19 protein-coding genes are annotated in these 25,598 nt (G+C 67.2%); 12 read left to right on the top strand and 7 right to left on the bottom strand.

What is annotated here, in order from left to right:
* The first annotated feature begins 434 nt into the window (after positions 1-434).
* The 5 genes from F0U63_RS42190 (at position 435) to F0U63_RS42170 (ending at position 8,562) form a co-directional block, all read left to right on the top strand.
* The gene (locus F0U63_RS42190) at positions 435-2,654 is read left to right on the top strand and encodes an ATP-binding protein (protein ID WP_395839651.1); all 2,220 of its coding nucleotides are present in this window, start codon (positions 435-437) and stop codon (positions 2,652-2,654) included.
* Positions 2,655-2,815: 161 nt separating this feature from the next.
* Positions 2,816-4,351 (top strand): HAMP domain-containing protein, encoded by a 1,536-nt coding sequence (locus tag F0U63_RS42185; protein ID WP_395839649.1) that lies wholly within the window; start codon positions 2,816-2,818, stop codon positions 4,349-4,351.
* Positions 4,348-5,061 (top strand): sensor histidine kinase, encoded by a 714-nt coding sequence (locus tag F0U63_RS42180; protein ID WP_395839646.1) that lies wholly within the window; start codon positions 4,348-4,350, stop codon positions 5,059-5,061. The genes F0U63_RS42185 and F0U63_RS42180 overlap by 4 nt, the downstream gene beginning before the upstream one ends.
* A gap of 156 nt (positions 5,062-5,217) precedes the next feature.
* Complete coding sequence (locus tag F0U63_RS42175) at positions 5,218-5,667, top strand: hypothetical protein (protein ID WP_395839644.1); 450 nt, start codon at positions 5,218-5,220, stop codon at positions 5,665-5,667.
* A 126-nt stretch (positions 5,668-5,793) separates the two neighbouring features.
* Positions 5,794-8,562, top strand: a complete 2,769-nt coding sequence (locus F0U63_RS42170) for an AbfB domain-containing protein (protein WP_395839642.1) — start codon at positions 5,794-5,796, stop codon at positions 8,560-8,562.
* A gap of 80 nt (positions 8,563-8,642) precedes the next feature.
* Here F0U63_RS42170 and F0U63_RS42165 read toward each other — a convergent pair whose 3' ends face one another.
* The gene (locus F0U63_RS42165; protein WP_395839640.1) at positions 8,643-9,731 is read right to left on the bottom strand and encodes a YcjF family protein; all 1,089 of its coding nucleotides are present in this window, start codon (positions 9,729-9,731) and stop codon (positions 8,643-8,645) included.
* Positions 9,732-9,779: 48 nt separating this feature from the next.
* Positions 9,780-12,095: a LysM peptidoglycan-binding domain-containing protein gene (locus tag F0U63_RS42160; protein WP_395839637.1), complete on the bottom strand. Its 2,316-nt coding sequence runs from the start codon at positions 12,093-12,095 to the stop codon at positions 9,780-9,782.
* Between the two features lie 130 nt (positions 12,096-12,225).
* Here F0U63_RS42160 and F0U63_RS42155 point away from each other — a divergent pair, with 130 nt between their 5' ends.
* The gene (locus F0U63_RS42155) at positions 12,226-13,905 is read left to right on the top strand and encodes a pseudouridine synthase (protein WP_395839635.1); all 1,680 of its coding nucleotides are present in this window, start codon (positions 12,226-12,228) and stop codon (positions 13,903-13,905) included.
* A gap of 34 nt (positions 13,906-13,939) precedes the next feature.
* Here F0U63_RS42155 and F0U63_RS42150 read toward each other — a convergent pair whose 3' ends face one another.
* A complete protein-coding gene (locus tag F0U63_RS42150; RefSeq protein ID WP_395839633.1) occupies positions 13,940-15,460 on the bottom strand; it encodes a glycoside hydrolase family 6 protein in 1,521 nt (506 codons plus the stop codon).
* Between the two features lie 207 nt (positions 15,461-15,667).
* On the opposite strand from F0U63_RS42150, the gene F0U63_RS42145 reads away from it, so the two are divergent.
* The 4 genes from F0U63_RS42145 to F0U63_RS42130 all read left to right on the top strand — a co-directional run bounded on the left by F0U63_RS42145 (position 15,668) and on the right by F0U63_RS42130 (position 18,992).
* Positions 15,668-16,969: a serpin family protein gene (locus F0U63_RS42145; protein WP_395839631.1), complete on the top strand. Its 1,302-nt coding sequence runs from the start codon at positions 15,668-15,670 to the stop codon at positions 16,967-16,969.
* 187 nt (positions 16,970-17,156) lie between these two features.
* Positions 17,157-17,768 carry a hypothetical protein gene (locus F0U63_RS42140; protein ID WP_395839628.1) on the top strand — a complete coding sequence of 204 codons (612 nt, stop codon included), beginning with the start codon at positions 17,157-17,159 and terminating at the stop codon, positions 17,766-17,768.
* 24 nt (positions 17,769-17,792) lie between these two features.
* Positions 17,793-18,599 (top strand): helix-turn-helix domain-containing protein, encoded by an 807-nt coding sequence (locus F0U63_RS42135; protein WP_395839626.1) that lies wholly within the window; start codon positions 17,793-17,795, stop codon positions 18,597-18,599.
* A gap of 9 nt (positions 18,600-18,608) precedes the next feature.
* The gene (locus tag F0U63_RS42130; protein WP_395839624.1) at positions 18,609-18,992 is read left to right on the top strand and encodes a terminase; all 384 of its coding nucleotides are present in this window, start codon (positions 18,609-18,611) and stop codon (positions 18,990-18,992) included.
* A gap of 15 nt (positions 18,993-19,007) precedes the next feature.
* Here the strand turns inward: F0U63_RS42130 and F0U63_RS42125 are convergent, their stop codons facing one another.
* Positions 19,008-20,216, bottom strand: coding sequence for a type II CAAX prenyl endopeptidase Rce1 family protein (locus F0U63_RS42125; RefSeq protein WP_395839622.1), 1,209 nt, complete (start codon positions 20,214-20,216; stop codon positions 19,008-19,010).
* Positions 20,217-20,421: 205 nt separating this feature from the next.
* On the opposite strand from F0U63_RS42125, the gene F0U63_RS42120 reads away from it, so the two are divergent.
* Entirely contained in the window at positions 20,422-21,024 is a 603-nt protein-coding gene (locus F0U63_RS42120) for a head protein (RefSeq protein WP_395839620.1), read from the top strand.
* A 111-nt stretch (positions 21,025-21,135) separates the two neighbouring features.
* Positions 21,136-22,380, top strand: coding sequence for an MFS transporter (locus F0U63_RS42115; RefSeq protein WP_395839618.1), 1,245 nt, complete (start codon positions 21,136-21,138; stop codon positions 22,378-22,380).
* A 12-nt stretch (positions 22,381-22,392) separates the two neighbouring features.
* Here the strand turns inward: F0U63_RS42115 and F0U63_RS42110 are convergent, their stop codons facing one another.
* The 3 genes from F0U63_RS42110 to F0U63_RS42100 form a co-directional block, all read right to left on the bottom strand.
* Positions 22,393-23,202, bottom strand: coding sequence for a glycoside hydrolase family 16 protein (locus tag F0U63_RS42110; protein WP_395839615.1), 810 nt, complete (start codon positions 23,200-23,202; stop codon positions 22,393-22,395).
* 258 nt (positions 23,203-23,460) lie between these two features.
* The gene (locus tag F0U63_RS42105; protein ID WP_395839612.1) at positions 23,461-24,252 is read right to left on the bottom strand and encodes a hypothetical protein; all 792 of its coding nucleotides are present in this window, start codon (positions 24,250-24,252) and stop codon (positions 23,461-23,463) included.
* 470 nt (positions 24,253-24,722) lie between these two features.
* Positions 24,723-25,322 carry an imm11 family protein gene (locus tag F0U63_RS42100; RefSeq protein WP_395839609.1) on the bottom strand — a complete coding sequence of 200 codons (600 nt, stop codon included), beginning with the start codon at positions 25,320-25,322 and terminating at the stop codon, positions 24,723-24,725.
* Positions 25,323-25,598 lie beyond the last annotated feature (276 nt).

Genomic DNA, 25,598 nt, shown 5'->3' with positions numbered 1-25,598 from the left:
GACCAGCTCCGAGGGCTCTCCGAGGCCCCCCGCCTCTACGAGCCGATTGAACACGTCTTTCGAGGGGAGGGAGTGTTTGCCTCGAGACCGCTCGATTGTTCTATCCCAGGGGGCTTGTGTAAACGCACGCGCACCCGTGCTGTCCGGAAGGCAATAGGGCGCCGAATCCAGATAACGGAGCACCTGCCCTCCGGGGTGATTGACTCTCCCGGCCCGGGTCCGTCGGGAGCCTCGCGCGCGACACGGTCACGGGGCTCGGAGTTCCTGGAGCCGAGCGAGCAATCCCTTGCAAGCACCCGTAGAGGAATTTTCGTCCGCCGACTCGTGTCATCACCGGCCGGTCACCGTTTACTCCGTGGTCGGCCAGTTACCTTGCGACCATGCAGCCCTCGTCCCGCCTTCGTGCCCCCCTGGCCCGTTCGACGCTCCTCAAGATGGGGGTGCGCATTGGGGTCATCATCGCCCTGTCCACGCTCTTCAGCTACCTCCACATGCTGCACACCCTGCGCGCTGAGGCCCTCGAGCGGATGCAGCAGCATGTCGTGGAGCGCGGCGAGCGCGAGCAGGCCATCTTCCTGCTGGCGGAGGACAACCACGCCCTCTTCAAGAAGACCCTGAAGGAGCGGGTCCGGGAACTCCAGCAACACGAAGAAGAGGTGAGTGCGCGCTTCGACAAGCTCTTCGTGCGGCGGCCCGATGGCACGGTCCGCAGCCCGCCTGGAACCACCGATGGCACGAGGAGGGTTCAGGCCTTCATTCCAGCCAAGGTGAACCTGGACATCGGGTTTCGTACCCGGTTCCTGGCCGTGTACGACGTTCTCTCCTGGTACGCCCCTGCTTTTCACGTCCGCTTCTCGACGACCTACGTGACCTTCCCCGAGGGCGCGATCGCGGGCTTCTGGCCGACGCTCCCCACCTGGGTCCAGGACCTCCCGCCGGATTTCTCGGTGGCTTCCTACGAGGATTTCCCCCTTGCTCTGCCCGAGAACAACCCCCAGCGGCGCACCGCCTGGACCGGCATCTTCAAGGAGGTCGTCTCCAATATCTGGCTGACCTCGGTCACCACACCGGTGGACCTGGACGGCCGCCATATCGCCTCGGTCGGCCACGATGTCTTCCTGAACGAATTGATGACTCGTACCATCAATGATCACCTGCCGGGTGCCTACAACCTGCTCTTCCGCGACGATGGGCAGCTCATCGCCCATCCCGAGCTGAAGCTGGAGGGCACCACCAGCGCCTACGACATCTTGAGCAACACCCGTCAGCCCGAGGCCGCCGCCAGACTGCTTGGCTCCGCGGGGAAGGCGGCCCACCTGCGTGCCATCTTCGAGCGGGTGAAGAATCGCCAGCCCGGCCAGACCCTCCTGGATCTGCCGGAGTATGGCGAGTATGTCGCCGTCACCCAGTTGCGTGGCCCTGGCTGGAATCTCGCCACGGTGCTGCCCGAGCACGTGGTGTCCCAGCCGGCCCTGCTCGCGGCGCGCTACGTGCTGCTGCTGGGCATCCTGTCGCTGCTGCTGGAGCTGGTCATCATGTACCAGGTGCTTCGCCAGCAAATCACCCAACCCCTGCATGCCTTCATCCAGGCCACCGACAAGGTAGCGGCCGGAGATTTCCACGGAGATTTCCAGGTGGAGCTGGACACCGCGCGCCGTGATGAGCTGGGGCAGTTGGCCCAGGCCTTCCGGCTCATGGCCGACGAGGTGCAACGGCGCGAGGTGGCCCTGCGCCAGGCCAACGAGGGACTGGAGCAGCGCGTGGAGGAGCGCACCCGCGAGCTCAAGGACGTCCACCTGCAACTGGTGCAGACGGCCCGGCGCGCGGGCATGGCGGAGATCGCCACCAACGTGCTGCACAACGTGGGCAACGTGCTCAACAGCGTCTACACCTCCGCGCAGATGGCCAAGGAGCGGGTGGGGGGAATGAGGCTGGAGCACGTGGGGCGGGTGGCCCACCTCATCCAGGAGCACCAGGCGGACCTGTCCAACTTCCTCACCCAGGACGGGCGGGGGCGCAACCTCATGCCCTTCCTGGACAAGCTGGGGCAGAGCCTGGTGGAGGATCGCCAGGAGGTGGTGTCGCTGCTGGATGACGTGGGCCGCTATACCGAGCACATCGGTGACATCGTCAAGGTGCAACAGAACTACGCCCGGATTCCCCGAGTGCAGGAGCAGGTGTCACTGCCGGAGCTGCTGGAGGATGCGTTGCGCATCAACTTCGCGGGACTGAAGCGACACCAGGTGAAGGTGCTGCGTGACATCGCGCCCCTGCCACCGGTGATGACCGACAAGCACAAGACGCTGATGATCCTGGTGAACCTGGTGAGCAATGCCAAGTACGCCATGGACGAGGTGGCACCGAGCGAGCGGCTGCTGACGGTGAGGCTGGCGCAGGTGGGCGGACGGGTGCGCATCTCCATCCATGACAATGGCATGGGGATCGCGCCGGAGATGCTCACGCGCATCTTCCAATACGGTTTCACCACGCGGGAGGAGGGACATGGCTTCGGTCTGCACTCCAGTGCCATCGCGGCCCGGGAGGAACTGGGCGGTTCCTTGACCGTGCACAGCGATGGGCCCGGCCGTGGCGCCACCTTCACCCTGGATCTTCCCTATGTCCCCGTCGAGCAGGATTCCCAAGGCGTGTCGTGAAGTATCTCAGGAGAGGTATCCTGTCTGGCGATTCCCACATGGAGGGCGGGGAATTCCTTTGACCTGCTTAGTGTCTTTGCGGGCACACCAAACCTCCTCGCCCGTGTAGGTAACGTCTGATCTGCTGACCACAACGTGCGAAGCCGGGTCAGCCAGTCACCATGCAGCCATCGTCCAATCTCCCCGCCCCTCTGGCCCGCTCGACGCTCCTCAAGATGGGGGCGCGCATCGGGGTCATCATCGCCCTCTCCACGCTCTTCAGCTACCTCCACATGCTGCACACCCTGCGCGCCGAGGTCCTCGAGCGGATGCAGCAGCATGTCGTGAAGCGCGGCGAGAGCGAGCAAGCCATCTTCCTGCAGGCGGAGGACAACCACGCCCTCTTCAAGAAGACCCTGGCGGAGCGGGTCCGGGAACTCCAGCAACACGAAGAAGAGGTGAGTGCGCGCTTCGACAAGCTCTTCGTGCGGCGGCCCGATGGCACGGTCCGCAGCCCGCCTGGAACCACCGATGGCACGAGGAGGGTTCAGGCCTTCATTCCAGCCAAGGTGAGCCTGGACATCGGGTTTCGTACCCGATTCCTGGCTGTGTACGACGTTCTCTCCTGGTACGCCCCCGCCTTTCACGTCCGCTTCTCGACGACCTACGTGACCCTCCCCGAGGGCGCGATCGCGGGCTTCTGGCCGACGCTCCCCACCTGGGTCCAGGACCTCCCGCCGGATTTCTCGGTGGCTTCCTACGAGGATTTCCCCCTTGCTCTGCCCGAGAACAACCCCCAGCGGCGCACCGCCTGGACCGGCATCTTCAAGGAGGTCGTCTCCAATTTCTGGCTGACCTCGGTCACCACGCCAGTGGACCTGGACGGCCGCCATATCGCCTCGGTCGGCCACGATGTCCTGCTCGACGAGTTGATGACTCGCACCATCGATGAGCACCTGCCGGGTGCCTACAACCTGCTCTTTCGCGACGATGGGCAGCTCATCGCCCATCCCGAGCTGAAGCTGGAGGGCACCACCAGCGCCTACGACATCCTGAGCAACACCCGTCAGCCCGAGGCCGCCGCCAGACTGCTTGGCTCCGCGGCGAAGGCGGCCCACCTGCGCGCCATCTTCGAGCGGGTGAAGAATCGCCAGCCCGGCCAGACCCTCCTGGAGCTGCCGGAGTATGGTGAGTATGTCGCTGTCACCCAGTTGCGTGGCCCTGGCTGGAATCTCGCCACGGTGCTGCCCGAGCACGTGGTGTCCCAGCCGGCCCTGCTCGCGGCGCGCTACGTGCTGCTGCTGGGCATCCTGTCGCTGCTGCTGGAGCTGGTCATCATGTACCAGGTGCTTCGCCAGCAAATCACCCAACCCCTGCATGCCTTCATCCAGGCCACCGACAAGGTAGCGGCCGGAGATTTCCAGGTGGAGCTGGACACCGCGCGCCGTGACGAGCTGGGACAGTTGGCCCAGGCCTTCCGGCTCATGGCCGACGAGGTGCAACGGCGCGAGGTGGCCCTGCGCCAGGCCAACGAGGGACTGGAGCAGCGCGTGGAGGAGCGCACCCGCGAGCTCAAGGACGTCCACCTGCAACTGGTGCAGACGGCCCGGCGCGCGGGCATGGCGGAGATCGCCACCAACGTGCTGCACAACGTGGGCAACGTGCTCAACAGCGTCTACACCTCCGCGCAGATGGCCAAGGAGCGGGTGGGGGAATGAGGCTGGAGCACGTGGGGCGGGTGGCCCACCTCATCCAGGAGCACCAGGCGGACCTGTCCAACTTCCTCACCCAGGACGGGCGGGGGCGCAACCTCATGCCCTTCCTGGACAAGCTGGGGCAGAGCCTGGTGGAGGATCGCCAGGAGGTGGTGTCATTGCTGGATGACGTGGGCCGCTATACCGAGCACATCGGTGACATCGTCAAGGTGCAACAGAACTACGCCCGGATTCCCCGGGTGCATGAGCAGGTGTCATTGCCAGGGCTGCTGGAGGATGCGTTGCGCATCAACTTCGCGGGGCTGGTGCGCCATCAGGTGAAGGTGCAGCGTGACATCGCGCCCCTGCCGCCGGTGATGACCGACAAGCACAAGATGCTGATGATCCTGGTGAACCTGGTGAGCAATGCCAAGTACGCCATGGACGAGGTGGCACCGGACGAGCGGCTGCTGACGGTGAGGCTGGCGCAGGTGGGCGGACGGGTGCGCATCTCCGTCCATGACAATGGCATGGGGATCGCGCCGGAGATGCTCACGCGCATCTTCCAATACGGTTTCACCACGCGGGAGGAGGGACATGGCTTCGGTCTGCACTCCAGTGCCATCGCGGCGCAGGAGATGGATGGCTCCTTGACCGTACACAGCGATGGGCCCGGCCGTGGCGCCACCTTCACCCTGGAGCTTCCCTATGTCCCCGTCGCGCTGTCCGCCTGACGTGGGGCGCGCGGAAGGACACGGTTCCCTCGGCATGGCATTTTTTTGAGGGGCTCCTCGGATTTTCGTGGGGCACGGGCGTGTCGTGCCGGTGGCCACGTGGTGGTACCAGACTTGCTGATGCACACTCCTGGATTCGAATCACCAGGAGGAAGCATGCCGCGTCTGATTGTCATGGCGGTCGTTTTGATGGGTCTGAGCGGGTGTGGCGTCGAGCCCCCCGACGCCACCGGAAGGAAGCCCGAGCTGGTCGTCTCCCTGAAGCTAGAGCAGGTCCCGCCGGGAGCGCGGGATTCCATCTCCATCGAAGGGGCCTCCATCTCGCGGGACGAGCTGGTGCTGGACATCTCCCACGGAGGCGGTTGTGGGGAGCACATGTACGGGCTCTCGTGGGACGGAAGCTTCGCCGAATCCAACCCCGTCCAAGCGCGACTCATCCTCCTCCACGATTCGCATGGCGACATGTGCCTCGCGCTCCTCCACAAGAAGCTCCATGTCGACCTGACTCCCATGAAGGAGCGCTGGCGGGAGCAGTATCGCCGCGAGCACGGGGTCATCGAGCTGCGCTTCGCTGACTCCACTGCCACCGCGCGTTACGAATTCTAGGCTGCCTATTCTGTTCAGTAATAAGGAATAGTGGTTTTCCTGTTAATTCGCGGAAAGTTCAGGTAAACGGGGCCTGAAGCGGACCCGTGCCGAAGGCCCTCCCATGCCGGCTCCGCGGAGGAAACCATGACCCGACCCCCTGGATTCTCGCGTGCGGGGAGCGCTGCCCTGCGGCTGCTGCCCCTGTTGTGTGGCTTGTTCCCGCTGCATGGCGCTCAGGCCGCCTGGGCGCCCAAGACACCTCCCCTGGCCACGCAGTGGACCGCGCAGGTCTCCCCCACCAACGCCCTGCCGGAATATCCCCGGCCCCAGCTGGTCCGCTCCGACTGGCTCAACCTCAATGGGGAGTGGCAGTTCGGCAACGCCACCGCCGGCCAGACGCCTCCCTTCGGCCAGAACCTCGCCGAGAGCGTTCTCGTCCCCTTTCCCATCGAGTCCGCGCTCTCCGGCATCAAGCGGCACCAGGGTCGCATGTGGTACCGCCGCACCTTCACCGTGCCCACCGCCTGGAGCGGCCGGCGCGTCCAGCTCAACTTCGGGGCCGTGGACTGGGAGGCCAGCGTCTACGTCAACCGCCAGCTCGTCGGCACCCACCGGGGTGGTTTCGACGCCTTCAGCTTCGACATCACCGACTTCCTCAATGGCGGCACCAACGAGATCATCGTCGGTGTCTATGATCCCACCGACGCGGGCAGTCAGCCGGTGGGCAAGCAGACCAACAATCCGCAGGGCATCGAGTACACGGCCGCCTCGGGCATCTGGCAGACGGTGTGGCTGGAGCCCACGCCCTCCGCGCGCATCACCCGGCTGGACATGACGCCGGACGTGGCCGGTGGCGCCCTGCGTCTCACGGTGCAGGGGGCGGGCCTCGCCGGTCAGACCGTCGAGGCCGTGGCCTTCGATGGCTCCACGCAGGTGGGCAGCGCCACCGGCGCCGTGGGAACGGAGATCCGCATCCCCGTGTCCTCGCCCAAGCTGTGGTCTCCCGAGAGCCCCTTCCTCTACGACCTGCGCGTGTCGCTCAAGAGCGGCACCAGCACCGTGGACCAGGTGTCGAGCTACTTCGGCATGCGCTCCGTCGCCCTCAAGCTCGTGGGCGGCGTGCTGCGCCCGGTGCTCAATGGCCAGTTCGTCTTCCAGGTGGGCACGCTGGATCAGGGCTACTGGCCGGATGGCGTCTACACCGCGCCCACGGACGCGGCGCTCAAGTTCGACATCGAGAAGCACAAGGAACTGGGCTTCAACCTCATCCGCAAGCACATCAAGGTCGAGCCCCAGCGCTGGTTCTACTGGGCGGACAAGCTGGGCATCCTCGTGTGGCAGGACATGCCCTGCATGGACTCGGGCAAGTCGCCCACCACCGCCGCGCGCACCCAGTTCGAGCTGGAGATGCGCGAGATGATCGATGAGCACCGCAGCTCGCCCTCCGTCATCACCTGGGTCATCCAGAACGAGGGCTGGGGCCAGTACGACCAGAACCGGCTGGCGGCCCTGGCGAAGAGCTGGGACTCGAGCCGCCTGGTGGACAACATGAGCGGCATCAACTGCTGCGGCGCCGTGGATGGTGGCAACGGGGACCTGGCGGACTGGCACGTCTACGTGGGCCCGGGTTCCCCGCCCGCGTCGTCCACGCGCGCCGCGGTGCTGGGCGAGTTCGGTGGCCTGGGCCTGAAGATCGACGGCCACGTGTGGAGCCCCACCGGCCAGTTCTTCTACTACGAGGCGGTGCCGGACAGCGCGACGCTCACCAGCCGTTACCTGGGGCTCGTCCAGGGGCTGCGCACCCTGATGAACCGGCCGGGTCTGAACGCGTCCGTGTACACGGAGATCACCGACGTGGAGGGAGAGGTCAACGGCTTCTTCACCTATGACCGGGCCGTCCTCAAGATGGACGCCGCCCAGGTGCGCACGGCCCACCTGAACCTGATCGCCGCCTCGCGCCAGCTCAACAACCAGGGCCTGCTGGGCTCGGGTCAGCACCGCTCCCTGCAGGTGATGACGCCTGGCTACACCAACCGCTACCTGCGCCACGCCGACAGCCTGGGCTACACCGAGGTGGTGGACAGCGCGAGCACCGGCACGCTCAAGCAGGACGCGACGTACAGGCTCGTGCCCGGCCTGGCGGACGCTTCCTGCTACTCCTTCGAGCCGCGCAACTTCCCCGGCAGCTACCTGCGTCACTTCAACAGCCGCATCCGCCGGGACACGCGGGATGGCACGGCGCTCTTCGACCAGGACGCCACCTTCTGCGCCCGCGCGGCGCTCGACGGCTCGCAGGGCGTGTCGTTCGAGTCCAAGAACAAGCCCGGCTCCTACGTGCGTCACCGTGGCGGCGAGGTGTGGGTGGACGCGCTCGAGAACACCACGGGCTTCCGTCAGGACGCGTCGTGGGGCATCGCGTCGGCGTGGTGGCAGAGCGAGGCGAACGTGCCCATGGGCGCGTTCCAGTCCATCCAGGTGACGACGTCCGGTTACACCAACCGCTACCTGCGCCACTACGACAGCCTGGGCCACACCGAGGTGGTGGATGGCAACAGCAACGCCACGCTCAAGCAGGACGCGACGTTCAAGCTCGTGCCCGGCCTGGCCGAGTCGAGCTGCTACTCCTTCGAGTCGCGCAACTTCCCCGGCAGCTACCTGCGCCACTCCAACAGCCGCATCCGCAGGGATGCCTCTGACGGCACGGCGCTCTTCAAGCAGGACGCCACCTTCTGTGCCCGGCCGGGCCTGTCGGGCACCGGTGTCTCGTTCGAGTCCTACAACTACCCCGGACGCTACCTGCGCCACTACGCCGCCGAGGCGTGGATCGCGTCGGGGTATGGGACGGGCTGGGACTCGGCCGGTGGCTTCAACGCGGACGCGACCTGGAACGTCGTGGCGCCCTGGGCTCCCTGAGTCGCGACGTCCGACGCGTGGACCTGGGAGGTGGAGGCCCCTCGGCTGGGCCCTCTTCCCAGGTCCGTTGTTCCCGCTCCTCAGTGAGTGGAGCGGGGCCGGGTCAGCTCCTCGCGGAAGGCCTCGGCGATTTCCTGCTCCGAGGGAGCGCGCTCCCGGTCGCGCTCGAACAGGCGGGTGAGCACGGACACGTAGGCCTCGCCGAAGATGGTGGTGATGGATGCCGCCGTGGTGCCGGAGATGAGCGCCCCGGCGAGGGTGCCCGCGCCGGGCACGAACTTGAGCAGGCCCGAGACGATGGACTGGCCGGACACGGTCGCCATGAAGCCGCCGCTCGCCGCGCTGATGAGCGTCGTCAGGAAGAGCTGGCTGGGCGACAGGCCGAAGGTGGCGCTGATGCTGGCGAGCATGCCAACCTGGATGGGCACGAGCACGAGCGCGTCGGAGAAGGGGATGGGTGAGGCCCCCGTGAGCGCGGCCGTGGTGGCGGCTCCCGCGACGATGAGGCGGGCGCGCGTCTTCTTCTGCGCCACACTGACCTTCTGCGCGGCGGCTAATGCATCGCGCTGGCTCTCGGGGACGAGCTGCATGGTGAGATCGATCAGATCCACCAGGCCGCGGGGCTCGAGCACATGCCCCTCGTCGTCCTGCTCGCGCAGGGCGCGCACGCGCACGACGTTGCGCGCCATGGGCAGCAGCCGCTGGACCTCGTCGCGGAAGCCCCCGTCCGCGCGCGCCTTGGTGATGATGGCCACGACGGGCATGTGCCGGGCGAGCATCGCGGCCATGGCGGATTCGCCGGGCTCCACGCGGCGCGAGTCCTCGGAGACGCACACCCAGGCGATGTGCAGGTGGTTCCTCGCGTCCGGGTCCTGGGCGCGGGCCTGGACCTCGCGCTCCAGTTGCTCGACGGTCTCCCGGTAGCGCTCCATCTCCAGCCCGCGCGTGTCGAGCAGGGCGACGGGAATGCCCTCCTTCGTGTACTCGCGCGCGCTCTGGGTCACGGGACGCCCCTGGCCCGTCTCCGCGAGGTTGCCCTGGAAGACGGCGTTGATGAGGGTGCTCTTGCCCACGCCGCTGCGGCCCGCGATGACGATGTTGACGCGGCCCCGCTTGCGCAGGGCCTCCTCGAGCTGCCGTCTGACTTCTTCCGCGAGATTGAATTCCACGTCTGGCGCTCCGGGAGGGAGGGTGTATCGGGTTGTGGCCATCTGGGGCTACGCCGGCCCGAGAAGAGAACTCTTGGGCAGATCTTTCGAGGTCAATGCTCTGGGGGCGGTGGTCGGGACGAAGCCGATGGCCCACTCATACATCGAGAGACACATCTCCACCGTACAGAGTGTTCCGTCCGAGAGCCGCATGCCATCCGCGACCACGAGCGCCTTTTGTCCCTCGTAGACCAGGATGCCCACGTGGCCCGCGTGCCCTCGTCCGCCGACGGCGTAGTTGCCTCCGGTCAGTTGGACACTGCGGTTGAGGGCAGGGCCAAAGACAATCACGGCACCCTCCGGCAGGGTCCGAAGAGCCTTCACGCTTTCCGCTGGGGCCGTTCCTCCCCAGCCATTGCCTGGCAGGAGCTTCGTGCCATCGGCGAATCCGAGCATCCGCAGGGTGTGGGCGAAGAATTTGGCGCTTTCGTAGGCGAAGGCGAATGACTGTCTTCCGGGAAGAACCCTGCCCTGCTTGTCAAGGCAATTGCTTCTGTTCTTCACGTAGTAGCCGCGGGTGGAGCCCGAAACCCAGGTGCCCGTGCTGTAGTCATATGCCTGGTCGTTGATGAGCCCATGTATGACACGTGGCCGAGCATTGTTGAAGGAGTAGCCGGCTTCATGCAGCATTTCGCTGACGTCCGTGGCGCAATATCCCTGGTTGTGCGACTCACGCCTCGTTTTCTTCTTCTTATTCTTCTCATTCTTCTGTTTCTTGCTTTGGTTGTTGGTCGCATTCGCGAGTTTCGCGAGGGCAGTGGCATTCCCCGTGGTCGATGGGGCTGGGCTGGGGGCTGGGTTGCTTGTTCCAGTCCCCGAAGGCAAGGGCAGTTCCCAAGGCATTCGCTGGCCCGGTATGTTCCGGGCGTTGGCGCAGAGAGCCTTGAGCGTGGCGCCGTCTGGATCGACGCGGCCGTCAGGATTCTTCATGCCTATGGAGCCCTGGAACTGGATGATGGCGTCGAGCAACTGCGAATCCACGCGGCCGTTGGCCGGCAGTTGCGCGTACAACAGGGGTCTGTTCGCGTTGATCAGGTGCTGCACCAGCCAGACGTCGGCGGCCGCGTTGTGACCGCCCTTTCCGACTGACCCCGCGAGGGCCAGTTGTTTCCCGGTGGAGGCCGGGACGGCGTCCAGGCCGTAGACCTTGCGCCCATCGTGGATGAAGAGGATTCCATTCCGATCACCTCGGAGTTGGAAGTTCTTCGCGTCCACCAGTTCCTGCAGCTTTGCCACTCGTTTGCGCGAGTTCTGGCGCGCATTGGCTTTTTCTTTCTGGTCCTTCTTTAGCGCGGACGCCACGAGCCCCGCCAGGCGAAGATCCCGCTGGCGGTTAAATTCCGCGAGGAATTCTCCCTCCGTATAGTTCTTGCCTCTCAATTCCTTCGCGGTACTCGCTCGGACATCCGCCAGACCGCCATGGATGTGGGTGTCGTAGTAGAGGATCAGCGCAAGAGGGGTCTTGAGCTTGTCCTCCTTCGCGAATTTCTCGGCCGCGGACCAGTACATCTTGCCGAACACCTCATCCTGAATGGTGCTCATCAGGGGGTCGGCCGCCGCCTCCAGGAGCAGCTTCTTGAAGGCCTCGTCCTTGCCCAGCACGGGATCCTTCCTGCTGATCTTGTCCTTGTATCTGGCCAGACCTTTCGCCGCCGGAGTACGGGACCGCTCAACATACTGGGTGATGATGGCTTCGAGCGTGCCCGAGGCCAGGGTGGCCTGGTGCTTTCCGTAGCTGACGATTCCGCCGTCATCAATGTTCTGGTAGGTGGATGCCTTACCTCCCTCGAAGGCGCTGGTCACCGCGAAGGCTACCTCCTTGATGGACTGGGACGAGGGAGGGGATGCGGTCGGGGGGGATTGTTTGTGCGGAGGGGCCGGGTTGCCAGTGTGCGAGGCCTCGTTGTTCGACTGCGCAGGTGGCTGAGCGGACCGCGACGATGGGTGTTCAGGAGGGATGTTCAGCTCCTGGCCGATCCAGAGCAGGCGGGGATCCACGAGGCCATTGGCCTTCGCCAGCTCCGAGACCGAGAGCCCGTAGCGCTGCGCGATCTGCGGCAGGGTCTCCGCCGGGCGGACACGATGGGTCCGGGGCCGCACGGAAGAGGGCAGGGGCGGGAGAGTGCGGGCTGGGGGCGGGGCCATGGGCGCGGACGGGGCCGTTGGGTCGCTCTTCACCGGAATCCGCAGGGACTGGCCAACCCGGATGCGGTCGACATCCTTGATGCCGTTGATGTGAGCGATGTCGTCTACGGTGACATGGTGATGTCGGGCGATCTCGGACAACGTGTCGCCCGGTTTGACCTTGTACTTGGTTGGGGTCATGCGCCTTCACCGCCGGAATGAGGGCCCGAGTCTATCGGATCCACCCCTTCTTGGGGGCCACCCGACCCCAGACCCGACTGGTTGCTCCGCCGCCTCCCGGATGGGCTGGGTTTCGTGATAGCGCGACACCGTGGAGACGTGGTTCACCCCCTTCGAGCCGCAGCCGGCCCCGGACGAGCTTCCCGCGGCCTTCCCGAGTCCTTTCGACGAGCAGGGCCCGCACGCCCTGGCTCAACGGGCCGCGGAGGTGATGCGGGTGGAGCTTCGCTCGGGCTTCGTGGCCCCGGGCGTCCCCACCGGCCCGCTCGAGGGCGCCGAGGGCGGCAAGATGTTCGGGGTGCTCGTGGTGCGCGAGCCCGGAGGCCGTATCGGCTTCCTGCGCGCCTTCTCCGGCATGCTCGGGGGCCGGTGGAACCTGCCGGGTTACGTCCCGCCGCTCTTCGCGGCCGAGGCCCGTGCCCTCATCGAGTCCCCGGGCGAGGCCCAGGTGAAGCGGCTGATCGCCCGCGCCGAGGCCTTCCAGTCCTCGTCCGAGCTCACCGCGCTCCGCGACGCCCACGCGCGCCAGGAAGCGCGCCATGCCCGGCGCAGGGAGGAGCTTCGCCTCGCGCACGAGGAGCGGCGGCGCCTGCGCCATGTCCGGCGGGCCGAACTCGAGGCCCCGGGGGCGCTCTCCGGTGACGCGCGGCGCGAGGCCCTCCACCGGCTCGATCAGGAGAGCCGGGGCGACAAGGCGGAGCGGCGCCGCGAGGACGCGGCCCAGGACGCCGAGCGCCGGGAGCTCGCTCCGAGGCTCGCCCGGCTCGAACGCCGGGGGCGGGCGCTCGAACGTCTGCGGCACATGTTCTGCCGCGCGCTCATGCGGCGCCTGCACGACACCTATGGGGTGGTCAACGCACGGGGCGCGCGCCGCCCCCTCCGGGCGCTCTACGCTCCGGGCGAGCCTCCCTCGGGCGCCGCCGATTGCGCCGCTCCCAAGCTGCTCGCCCATGCCTTCGCGCGCGGCCTGACGCCCCTGGCGCTCGCCGAGTTCTGGTGGGGCGCGCCGCCGTCCTCGGGGGGCCGCGTCGCGGGGGCCTTCTACTCCGCCTGCCGGGACAAGTGCGGTCCCCTGTTGCCCTTCATGCTGGAGGGGCTCGAGGTCGCCCCTCCCCGGCGCTTCGCTCCCCCCGCCCGCGTGGCCGGGGAGCTGTCCGTCGTCTTCGAGGACGCCTGGCTCGTGGTGATCGACAAGCCCTCGGGCCTGCTGTCCGTGCCGGGCAAGGACGAGGCGGTGACGGACTCGGTGCTGGTCCGGCTGCGTGCCCGGTATCCCCGGGCCACGGGGCCGCTGCTGGTGCACCGGCTCGACCTGGACACCTCGGGGCTGATCGTCGCGGCGCTCGATCCGCGCACGCACGCGGCCATGCAGCGGCAGTTCCTCCACCGGGACGTCCACAAGCGCTACGTGGCGTGGGTGCAGGGCCTGGTCCAGGGCGAGGAGGGCACCATCGAGCTGCCCCTGCGCGTGGACCTGAACGACCGGCCCCGGCAGATCCACGATCCCGTGCATGGCAAGGCCGCCGTCACCCGCTGGCGGGTGCTCGAGCGGTCCGGGGCGCGCACCCGCGTGGCCTTCTTCCCGCTCACCGGGCGGACCCACCAGTTGCGTGTCCACGCGGCGCACCCGCTCGGCCTGGGCGCGCCCATCGTCGGAGACCGCCTCTACGGGCACGAGGACGCGCGCCTGATGCTGCACGCGGAGGCGCTCGAGTTCACGCACCCGGAGACGGGCGGGCGCGTCCACTTCGAGCGGCGGGCTCCCTTCTGAGCCGCACCCCCGCGCGTGGACGCGCCCGAAGGGACTACGTGCCGTTGATGAGGCGGATGGCGAGGTCGGGGCTGAACTGGCCCGCGGGCGTGTTCGGGGCGATGCCACACGTGCCGTCGGAGTCCCCGGGGATCTTCGCCCACACGAGCAGCTCGGCGCCGCCGCCCACCTGGGACGGGGTGCCGAGCTTGCGCCCGGCGGGATTGCACCACTCGCCATTGGAGCCGTTGCCATTGCGGCTGGTGTCCACCACGAAGGGCTTGCTGTAGCCATAGCGGCTGGACAGCGCGGCGCTGACGGCGTTGCCATACGAGATGGACTCGGCGGTGGTGTAGAAGTTGGAGATGTTGATCACGAAGCCCCGGATGTTGCTCACGCCCGCGGACTGGAGCCGCTGGGCCATGGTGTCGGCGGCGATCCACCGCGCGTTGCCACCGTCGAGATAGGCCCACGTGTTGGGGGCACGGTCACGCAACTGCTCGGTGGCGTAGCGCAGCAGGCCCAGGCGGGTCTGCCGGGCGTTGTCGTCGGGCAGGCAGTCGAGCTGGGCGACGGCATCCGGCTCGATGAGGACGATGGCGGGGCGGTTGCCGATGCCCGCGGCGAGGCCGGAGATCCACGTCCGATAGGCCTCGGGGCTGCCCGCGCCACCTCCCGAGTGGCTGCCGCAGTCGCGGCCGGGGATGTTGTAGGCCACGAGCACGGGCAGCTTGCCGGCGGCCGCCGCCGCGCCGACGTAGCTCGACGCCTCCGAGGTGATGTCGCTGTTCCAGTTGCCGAACCAGCGCGCCATCGGCTTGCTCGCGATGGCCGACTGGATGCTGGCGGCTCGCGAGTCGCCACTGTTGGCCCTCGCCCAGGCGGCGGGGTTGGAGTTCGGATCCACGTAGAAGCCGTTTGTCATCGCGAGGGGCCCGCCCCCGCCGGTGCCCCCGTCCGTGCCTCCGCCGGTACCGCCATCCGTGCCTCCGTCCGTGCCCCCGCCCGTCCCCGTCGTGAGCGAGATGTCATCGAGCCGGATGGTGCGGGCCGCCGCGCCGCCGAGCTGGAAGGTCACCTGACCCTGGCCCGTGCTCAGGGACGAGGTGAAGGGGAAGGAATAGCGGCGCGGCGTGGTGTCGACCGTGATCCGCTGGTTCAGCGTCGCGGTGTACGGGGCGGCCTCCGTCTGCACCGTGGTGACCAGCGCCCCGGCCGCCGAGGCCGACGCGGTGAAGGACAGGGTGTAGCTCTGTCCGCTCGTCAGGGAGATGCCATTCTGGCCGACGATCGCGTCCCAGGGGTTGGCGGTGCCGGTGGTGACATCGATCCGCCACTGGGCGTTCTCGACGCGCGACTGCGTATTGGCGCCATTCCACCAGGGCGAGGTGCTCCCCGCGTTGAAGTTTCCGTTGACGATGAACTCGGTGAGCGCCTCCGTCTGGCTCGCGGACTCCGCGGGAGACTCCTCGCCCGTGAAGGGTTCGGGCTCCTGGATACAGGCCGAGACGAGGGCCGATGCCAGTGTCAGCGCGGTGGCGAGGAACGGGCGGAAGGTGGTTCGGCGGGGATTCATGGAAACCTGCCTGTCGGGTTTTAATGTTTAAGCTACAATAACGTTATTATTCTGTTTTGAAGGGATGCGTCAAGGCATGAAATCCACCTCGGAAATCCGAGGGGGACCTAGGAGGAGGCCCTGTAAGTCATTGAAGTCCCTGGTGGGCCGCGCGCGCATGTCTTTTGCTATCGGACCGTGTGAACACTCTGTCCAAGGGAGAATCATATGGTTGCACTGCGTCAGGGATTGATGGGCCGTCTCACCACCGGGTGGTTGTTCGCGGCCTGTGCCTGTTCCTCCGGGGCGCCGCCCGGCAATGGGCCGGGCCCCTCGGGAGACGAGAGCGCCCCCGGTGAGTTCATCTCCGCGGGCAAGGAGCGCGTGGCGAACCCCGAGGTCCCCGCCTCGGACCTCGAGGCCGTTGCCGCGGGGAACACCGACTTCGGGGCCGAGCTGTACCGGGAGCTGCGCGAGCCCGGGAAGAATCTCTTCTTCTCGCCGTACAGCGTCTCGCAGGCGCTGGCCATGGTGTACGCGGGCGCGCGCGGGGAGACCGCGAGCCAGATGGGCCAGGGACTTCGTTTCTCCCTGCCCCAGGACCGGCTCCATCCGGCGATGAATGCGCTGAACCAGGCGCTGCTCGCCCCCTCGGCAAGCACGGGGCAGGCGACGCCGCCCCAGTTCCACGGGGTGAACGCCACCTGGGGCCAGAAGGGCTTCGCCTTCCAGCCCGGGTTCCTCGACGTGCTCGCCCTGCACTACGGCACGGGCATGCACGTGGCGGACTTCTCCACCAACCCGTCCGGCATCCGCGAGGACATCAACACCTGGGTCTGGGCGCAGACGCAGGAGCGCATCAAGGATCTGCTGCCTCCCACCGCGGTGACACCCCTGACGCGGCTCATCCTCGTCAACGCGTTGCACTTCAAGGCCGCGTGGCAGTCTCCCTTCTGGGAGAAGGGCACCCAGGACGCGCCGTTCCATACGCTCGAGGGCACGACCCGGCAGGTGCCGATGATGCGGGGGGGTGGAGCCCGGCACATGAAGGGCGAGGGCTTCGAGGCCCTCGCGCTCGAATACGTGGGGGGCGGCTTCCGCATGCTCATCGTCCTTCCGGACTCGGGCCGGTTCGAGGAGATCGAATCGCGGCTGTCCGCGGACTTCCTGGATGGCATCCGCGGGGCACTGACGAGTCGTCAGGAGGACGTGCACCTGCCGCGCTTCGAGGTGGAGACGTCGGCGTCGCTGATTCCGAAGCTGCGGGAACTCGGCATCCGGGACTTGTTCGACGAGCACGCCGACCTGTCGGGCGTGTCGAGTGCCGAGTCCCTCGTCATCTCGTCGATCGAGCACAAGGCCTTCGTGTCCGTGAACGAGAAGGGAACGGAGGCGGCCGCGGCTACGGCGGTGGTGGCGGGACCTCCCACCATGCCCGTGCCCTTCCTCGTGGACCGGCCGTTCCTCTTCCTCATCGAGCATGTGTCCACCAAGAACGTGGTCTTCCTCGGCCGTTATATGACTCCGTGAGCCGGAGGCCCGGGCCCGGAAGGGCGCGGGCACCCTCGAGGCTCCCGTGCCTGTATTCCCGGCGCTGATAGGCGGATGCTTTCAGTGCGATGCGGAACTTGTCTTGGCACTATCAACGCCTGGGACGCATCTTTCTCCTCGTGACCGGGCGGCGGGAGCCGCTCCGTCGCGGATGGGAAGGAATGTCATGGTCGCAGCTCTCGTCGGACTGGGTTCGGGTGCGCTCCACGCGGTCTCCGGACCGGATCATTTGTTGAGTCTGGCGCCTCTGTCGTTGGGGATGCGCCGGAAGGCCTGGCGTGTGGGGTTGTTGTGGGGCCTGGGTCACGCGTTGGGCACGCTCGTGTGCGCGGCGGCCGTGCTGGCCGTGGCCTCGATGCTCGAGCTCGAGGTGGTGAGCTCCTGGGGTGAGCGCCTGGCGGGAGGGGCCTTGTTCGTCATGGGCGTGGTGGGCCTGCGCCGCTGGCGTGCCCTGCGTACTCCCCCCAAGGAGGCCACCCCGGCGAGCAAGGGCAAGGTCTCTTCCTGGGAGGTGCTGTCGATCGGCCTGCTGCATGGCGTGTCGGGCGCCGCGGCGGTGCTCCTCCTGCTGCCCGCGGCGCTGTCCAACTCGACCGTCTGGAAGGCGCTCTTCCTGGGCGGCTTCGCCCTGGGGAGCACGCTGGCCATGGCGGCGCTGACGGCGGCGCTGGCGGCCGGCTCGCGCGCCCTGCCCAGGCCCGAGGTGCTCCTGCGCAACGTGCCGGCGGTGGCGTCGGTGGGCTCCCTGTGCCTCGGCGGCTGGTGGGTGATGGCCTGAGGCGGTTGGGGGTAGCATCGTCGCGTGCACCTCTCCGAAGAGCCCCATCTCCCGTTCGGGGGACCTCCGCCGCTCTGGCCGCCCCTGCTGGCCTCGCGAGGCCCCGGCACGAGCAGCACCGGCCATTCCCACCACGCCATGCACCTCGTGTTGGGGCTGGATGGGCCCGTGCGGATGCGGGCCGCGGATGCGCCCTGGACGAGCCTGGCCGGAGTGCTGACGGCGCCCGATATGCCTCACTCCCTGGACGCCGAGGGCCGGGAAATACTGCTCGTCTTCCTCGACCCGGAGAGCGAGGCCGGTGCCGCGCTCGCCGCCACCCTGACCGGCCCCTTCCGGGCGCTCTCCACCGCCGAGCGCGACCTCCTCGCCCAGGACGCCGAGCCCGCGCGTCTCATGGGCCCCGAGGGCGCGGCGTGGACCCGGCGGGTGGTCGAGGTGCTGGGGGCCGGAGTCATTCCTCCGCCCCGGTCCATCCACCCCCGCGTGCGGCGCGTGCTCCGGCTGCTGCACGAGTTGCCCCCGGGGGAGGACGGCTCGCTCGCCACGCTCGCGGCCCAGGTGGGGCTGTCCCCCGGACGGCTGATGCACGCTTTCACCGAGTCCATCGGGCTGCCCCTGCGGCCCTACCTCGCCTGGCTGCGGCTCCAGCGGGCCGCCACCGCCATCGTCTCGGGCATGCCCCTGGGCGAGGCCGCCCACGCGGCCGGGTTCGCCGACTCCGCCCACATGTCGCGCACCTTCCGGCGCATGCTGGGCATGCCGCCGTCGGCGTTGCGAGGCGCTCGCCGTAGCCAGCTCGTTCAAGACGGCGGGGCCCGGCGCTCGTAGGTTTGCCCCATGATGGAACGCTCCGAGAAACTCCTCCCCTGGCAGTGGAAGCTCTACCCGGACAACCACGCCGCGCGCCGCAACCTGCTGCTGCACGCGGTGTCGGTGCCCGTGTTCCAGCTCGGCACGCTGGGCCTGGTGGCCGCGCCCTTCACCTCGCTCGCGTGGGGGATTGCCGGTGCCGTGGCCATGGTGGGCGCGATGGCGGTGCAGGGGCGCGCCCACCGGATGGAGCGCGTCGCGCCCGTGCCCTTCCGCGGCCCCTGGGACGTCCTCTCGCGCATTGTCGCCGAGCAGTGGGTGACGTTCCCCCGCTTCGTGCTGTCGGGAGGGTTCGCCCGCGCCTGGCGCGCGAGTGCTCCTGCCTCCGCGCCTCAGACGTCCGCGTCCTGACGCCGCGTCAGCTGGCTACCTGGGGGCGAGCTGGGTGAGCTTTTCGAGGAGGCCCGAGCGCTGGAGCCACAGCATGAGGGTGAAGTTGAGGGTGTTGAAGGCCGCGTGCGCCAACATCACGGAAGGCAGGCGCGCGCGGTGGACGAAGACGAGGCCGAACCAGGCCCCGAGCACGGCCGTCTGGAAGACGGCGAGGGTGCCCTCGTAGACGTGCCCCAGTCCGAAGAGCACGGCGGCCACGCCTACCGCCGCGTACCAGTGGCCGAGCACCACCCGGAGCCTCGGCACGAGGAAGCCCCGGAAGGTGAGCTCCTCGAAGCCGGTGACGAGCACCATCATCAGGGCGAAGGCGGGCACGCCCAGCCCCGTCTCCACGAGCGAGGTGGCCACCTCCTTGCGCGCGGCCATCTCCTTGCCGGACAGGTGCAGGAGCGCGCCCAGGAAGGCCAGGGGCAGGGACGCGGCGATGTGGACGGCATACGTGCCGGCGAGCACGGGCAGGCCCCAGAGCAGCTCGCGCCCCAGCCCCGCGCGCACGAGCCCCACCTGGGCGGGCCCCTGGCCGTTGCGCCACAGCAGCAGGGCCACGAGCAGGCTCATCCCGAGCGCCCGCACGCACAGCCAGGTCATCGCCTCGCCCTGGAAGGGCCGGGGTTTGGGTGAGGCGGGGCCCACGGGGACGCTCACCTCGTGCGCCTGGCCCGCGCGCTCCAGGGTGAAGCGGAGGGTGGTCGGCTGGCCGCCCCCGGCCTCGCTCACGCGTGTCTGGAAGTCCAGCTCGGGCTCGCTCGTGGACAGGGGCGTGCCGTCCACGGCGAGGATGCGATCGCCCACTTGCAGCCGTCCGTCGGCTGGCAGTCCCGGCTTCACGTGGGTGAGCTCGAGGCCCGCGCCGGAGGCGGGCCGGGTGTGGCTCACCCCGAGGCGGGGAGGCGGTGTGGGCCGCTCCATGAACCAGGCGCTCCCGAGCGAGGCGCCGAGCGCCAGGGGCCACAGGAGCAGCGTGCCCACGGCCCGTCCCCGTTGCCCCGCGCGCCACTGCGTCCAGGGATGCAGCAGGGCGAGCCCCCAGAGGGCCAGCAGCGAGGTGGCGGCGATGAGGGCTCCGCGTCCGAAATCGGCGAGGTTGGCCGGGAGGAACACGGTGGCGAGCACGAGCGCCGCTTCGGCCAGGGCCCGCCTGCGCGAGGGGGCATTGTCACAGAGGGGCGCGGCGTCTCGCACGGTCCATCTCATGGGTAGGGAGCCCGGTGCACGCGGGGGCTCCAAGTGTCCCGGGGCACGTTAGTGGAGAGTCCAGCCTGCTTTCCGCTTTTGCGTTGCCGTCTCGTGTCGCTAGTGTCTTTCGCATGAAACGTTCGCGCTACAACCTGAGCCTGGGGACGGTGGTCGTCCTGGGGGTGCTCTTGTCCGACGCGGCGGTGGCGCCGTGACAATTTTCGACCAGATCCTCGAAGCGCAGGAACTCCTCGGCAAGAACCGTGAAAACGCGCAGTCACCGGAGGAGAAGAAGTGGCTTCTCCTCGCCAGCGAAGCGCTCTGGTTCGTCTGGAGGAATGGTCAGTCGTATGAGTTCGAGAGCTACCTCAAGGATGTCGATGCCAACGCCCCCCACCGGGTCATCGCCGCCTTCAACACGCGTGACGAAGCGGACGCCTGGCTCAGGACCCAATCCAAGCCACCCGATCTGGCCCTGGTGCTGATCGCGGACGAATACCACGTCGTCCTCTCTTCTCGTGATGGAACGCGTTGCTCGCTCGTTCCAGCTCCCGATCTTGAATACCACCTCGAGGAGATGATGAGGGACGGCCTGCCTCCAGCGGGGGTGACGTTCAACACGCGTGAGGAGGCGGACATCTGGTTCAACGGTCAGGCCGAGCCCCCGGCCCAGACCGTTATACAGATTGGCGGCGAGCACTACCTCGCGGTGTATTACCGGAACATCAATCACCGCGCCCTGTTCCCTTTCTCTCGTGTTGAGCGGCTCCACGAGCGACGCAAGCGGAGAGCGGAGGAAGGGCTGGGAGAATAGACGCGGTCGACTCCACTACGGGCTTTTCCCTACCTGACCCAGGGCCGCCCGCTGTTGACGCCGTTCCTCCCGGGTTCTATAAGTTGGTCGACCAACCAGGAAACAGGGCCCATGAAGACCGCGCTGAAGTCCTCCATGAAGCTCGGACTGCTCACGAGTCTCTACTTCTCGCAGGGGCTGCCCTTTGGCTTCTTCACCCAGGCGCTCCCGGTGCTCTTGCGCAAGCAGGGCCTGTCGTTGCCGGCCATCGGACTGGCGAACCTGCTCGCGCTGCCGTGGGCGCTCAAGTTCCTCTGGGCTCCGGTGATGGACCGGTATGGCTCGGAGCGGCTGGGGCGGCGGCGCGGCTACATCCTCCCGCTCCAGCTCGGCTCGGCGGCGCTGCTCTTGGGGCTCGCCCTGCCCGAGGGGAGCGCGAGCGTGCCCACGCTCCTGGTGGCCATGCTGCTCGTCAACCTGCTGGCGGCCACGCAGGACGTGGCCACGGACGGGCTCGCGGTGGACCTGCTCGAGCCCGAGGAGCTGGGCTGGGGCAATGGCATCCAGGTGGCGGGCTACCGGGTGGGGATGATTGTCGGCGGCGGGTTGATGCTGCTCATCTTCGATGCGCTGGGTTGGCGTCCCACCCTGGTGAGCCTGGGCGTGCTGCTGCTCGTGGCCACGGTGCCGGTGGCGCTCTTCCGAGAGCCCCCCGCGCGCGCGCCGCGGAGTGCCAATGAGAGCCTGGGGCACTGGCTGCATGAGTCCCTGCTGTACTGGGTGCGCCGCCCGGGTGCCGGCACATGGTTCACCCTGCTCGTGCTCTTCAAGGCGGGGGAGAGCCTGGCGACGGGAATGCTGCGCACCTTCCTGGTCGACGCGGGGCTGGGCCTGTCGCAGGTGGGCTGGATGCTCGGGTTCGTGGGCTTCACCACCGGGCTGCTCGGCGCGCTCGTGGGAGGGGCACTCGTGCACCGGTTGGGGCAGCGGCGCGCGCTGCTCGTCTTCGGCACCCTCCAGGCCGGTGCGGTGCTGCTCTACGCCCTGGCCGCGCGCGGGGGCGCGGGCCTCGTGGTGCTCACGCTGGTGTGTGGCGTGGAGCACCTCACCAGCGGCATGGCCACCGCGGCGCTCTTCACGGGGATGATGGGCCTGTGCCGCGCGGAGCACGCCGCGTCCGACTACACGGTACAGGCCTCGCTCGTCGTCCTGGCCACCGGAGGCGCCGCGGCCGTGAGTGGCTTCAGCGCCCAGGCGCTCGGCTACGCCTGGCACTTCACGCTCGCGGCGGCCCTCTGTGCCGTGGCCGTGGCCTGGGTCGCGCTCACGTTGCCTTCACCCCGGAGGCTCGTTCCCAGCCCTCCGGGCTCACCGTGACGGCCCGCCCGATTACTGGGGGATGAACTGGAAGTCCCGGATGATGATCTCGACATTCTGGCCATTCGAGGGCGGGGCCCCGAAGCACCACAGGTTCATGCCCAGCGGCATGGCCCGCTGGGGAATGTTCGTGGTGGGGCTCGTCGGCGCGTAGGTCCAGCTCTTGATGAGGCCGCTGGTGTCCCCGTTCGCCTTGAAGCCCTCCTGGAACGAGAACGCGATGTTGCTGCTCTTCCAGACGAAGGTCGAGGTCGTGTAGGTGCTTCCCAGGGTGAAGTTGAAGGTGCTTGAGCCGACCTTCGTCCCCGAGTTGGGATAGATGGTCCAGTTGCCATTGGGCCAGGCGGAATTGCCCCAGCGAGCGAACTCGATGTCGATCTCGTTGGTGCCGTCCCCGCCGATGCCCGCGGCGGGACCGTAGGGGAACAGCCCCACCACGACGTTCTTGTCCAGCTTGTCCACCGGGCCGTCGATCTGCCAGCGGTAGGTGCCAAAGCCGAGATTGGTCGTCGTGAACAGCTCGGCGGCCGTCCACGAGCTGCCGGACTTGGTGATCTTCAGGTGCAGGTAGCCATTCGCATCCACGAAGACGTTGCTGGGGCTGCCGGGAGCAACGCCGGCCATGCCGCCGTTGGTGACCCGCCACGTATAGCCCTTCCAGGAAATCGTGGTGGCGAGTTCGGCGGCGACCTGCTCCGTGGCCTCGGGGCTGTTCTTCGCGTCCGACAACTCACCCGGGCCGCAGGAGGACAAGAGCAACCCAGCGACGGTGCCCATCACGCACCCCAACGCCTGCTTCTTCATGACACCGAGGACGTTCATTCCATCTCCTTGGAAAATAAGAAGCCGGGTGCTTGAAAGCACGGACCCTCAACACCGCGGCATCTTCCTTCGAGGAACAGCGGAGCTGCCGTCCAGAGTAGTCAACGGAAGACCATCAATCAAGGTATTTCGTGGAAAGCCGAAATGTTGTGATTTCCAAGTAAGAGGAGGTCGGGGATCGGGGCCCTCCATGGCCTCTTTTCGCGGGCACGGCTGCTCGTGGGGTTCCTTCGTCACAAGGCCGGCGGTGATCCATGCCTACTCGTATTGATTGACCACGAAACCTGTATAACGGGTTCCGTATTCACTGACGTGCCCCTCGAGCAGTCTGCGCAGGTTGCGGCTGTCACGCGCGACGAACTCGCCGGTGTTCGGGTCCATGAGCTTGAACGAGCCATCCTCCCGATGCGAAATGCCGATGACATGGCCGTCGCCAGTTTGGAGGTTGGACAGTTCGAGACGGTAGAACCCTTCTGCGGAGGTCTGCCTCTCGACAGACTTGGCGAATTCACGGGGATCAGGAGAGATACGGATGCCGCCCGACGTATAGACACGCTCCATTCCGCCACCGCGGAAGGAGGCCACGTCATTCTTTGCTTCTTGCACGTCCTCCTCGAGTTGATCGAGTTTGTGCTCGCCCTCGTTGAAATCCGCTGTCAGGTTGGCCAGCCGGCGTTCCGTGCTCGCTCGGGACCCTTGCATCATCATCCGCATCCCCGGATTCTGTGCCATCTGCTGGTCCATTCTCCTGAGCTGTTCAGTTGTATGCGCGATGTCCTGGTGGAGGGTTTTCTGCTGCGTGAGAAGCGCCTGCTGATCCTCGTGCAACCTTCTGGCAGTGCTCACCAACCGCCTCTCTTCTGCCTGGATGCCGATGAGTTGGTCGCCGCAGTTCCTGAGTATGCGGTTGAAGGCGGCACTCGGCTCGGAGGCTTCATTTTCCGCCCTGAGCCACTCCGAAGTTATCGCACTGCACGCGCCCGCGCCCACACCCCGAAGCGAGACTTGATCAATGATCTGGGAGAGGCGGGCGTTCGGGGCGCCATCCAAGATGCGATCGCAAAGCTGTGTTGCGGCCTGGCTGTGCGGCCACGGGGATGGGAATTGGGGTGTACGCCTTGGCGAAGTCGCACGTGAGCTGTGGTGACTACCCGACGAATACCCCCCATACCCCGCAGCCGGAGCCCCCAGGTGCACTTCTTTTTCGAACTCCTTGCGCTGCGTGGCTCCACCGTATCCCACGGTCCCGGTCCGCCTGGTATACGCGGCATGCTCCTGCGGGGTTGGAGCCCTGCTGGGGGTGGAAGGAGCGCCCGCCTGCTTCTTCGTGTCGAAACCGCTCTTCTCCGGAGTGCCGGAGGGGGCGGACGGGTGTTCAGCCTTGGCCTGAGGTGCAACCTGGGCGGGCGCGGAAGTGTGGGTTGTCCTGTTGGTTCCTCCCACGGAGGAAAACCGGGGAGGAGGCGAGTTGCCCGTGACTTTCATCGGTGTCTCCGGCGTGAGGTGTTCAGGAGAGGGGTCTATTCAGTCCGCACTTCTTTGGGGCCCGTGACTTCCTCGAAGTCCATGCCCGAGAACCTGGAGCGCGCCAGCTGTTGCTGGATGTTCTCGGACACGATGAGCGCCACGGTCCATCCCCAGGGACGGAAGACCTGGGGCTGCCCCACTTTCGTCGGATCTATCCGCAGGCCCTGGATGGCCTTGTACTGTCCGACCACCAACTCGTACCCGTCCTTCGGCGTCCAATGCTTCACCTCCACGCAGTTCGGGTCGTCGATGCACCGGACGGTCCTGGTCGCGACGAGAATGGAGTGGGGCTCGGACTGGCCCTCGACATCCACTGGGAGGAGTTGCACGTCGTCAGGCGCGCCCTGCGCGAGGAGCTTCGCGAGCCGCTCGCTGACGATGGGCGTGTTGCTGGCGCCCGCCAGGGAGAAATCAAGTGGTTTGCCCGCGGTGGTCACGGCAACCTTGAGTCGGCCCTCGACGCTCACGGGCTTCCCATCCGTGAAGATGTAGGGATTTCCGAGCTTGTGGCCCTGGGCATCCACTGGCTCGGCCAGCCGCCAACACTGGCGGCTGGCCGGGCCAGTGAGGAGCGTGAAGTAGCGCATGGTCATGAACGTGGCCCGGGGTGGAGGGGAGTCTGTGTATGGACGGGCGACAGGGTCTGGCCTCTCGGGAGGGGAGCGCAGGCGCTGTTGCTTGATTCATTTCCTAGCCCAATGTCTGTAATTTTACAACCCCTCTGCCCGGGAGTATTGGCTTTCCTGGGGTTTGAGATTTCGTTTGGACTGAGATGTGGTGTATGGGTTGATATGTGCTTTTCATGTAAAGCATGAAAAAGCAGCGGGTTGGCAGAGGAGGGCTCCGGACTTTGAGATTTTGTTTGGGGA

Source organism: Cystobacter fuscus, from assembly GCF_044360685.1.
Lineage (GTDB): Bacteria > Myxococcota > Myxococcia > Myxococcales > Myxococcaceae > Cystobacter > Cystobacter fuscus_C.
This window is presented reverse-complemented; position numbering and strand designations above follow the sequence as displayed.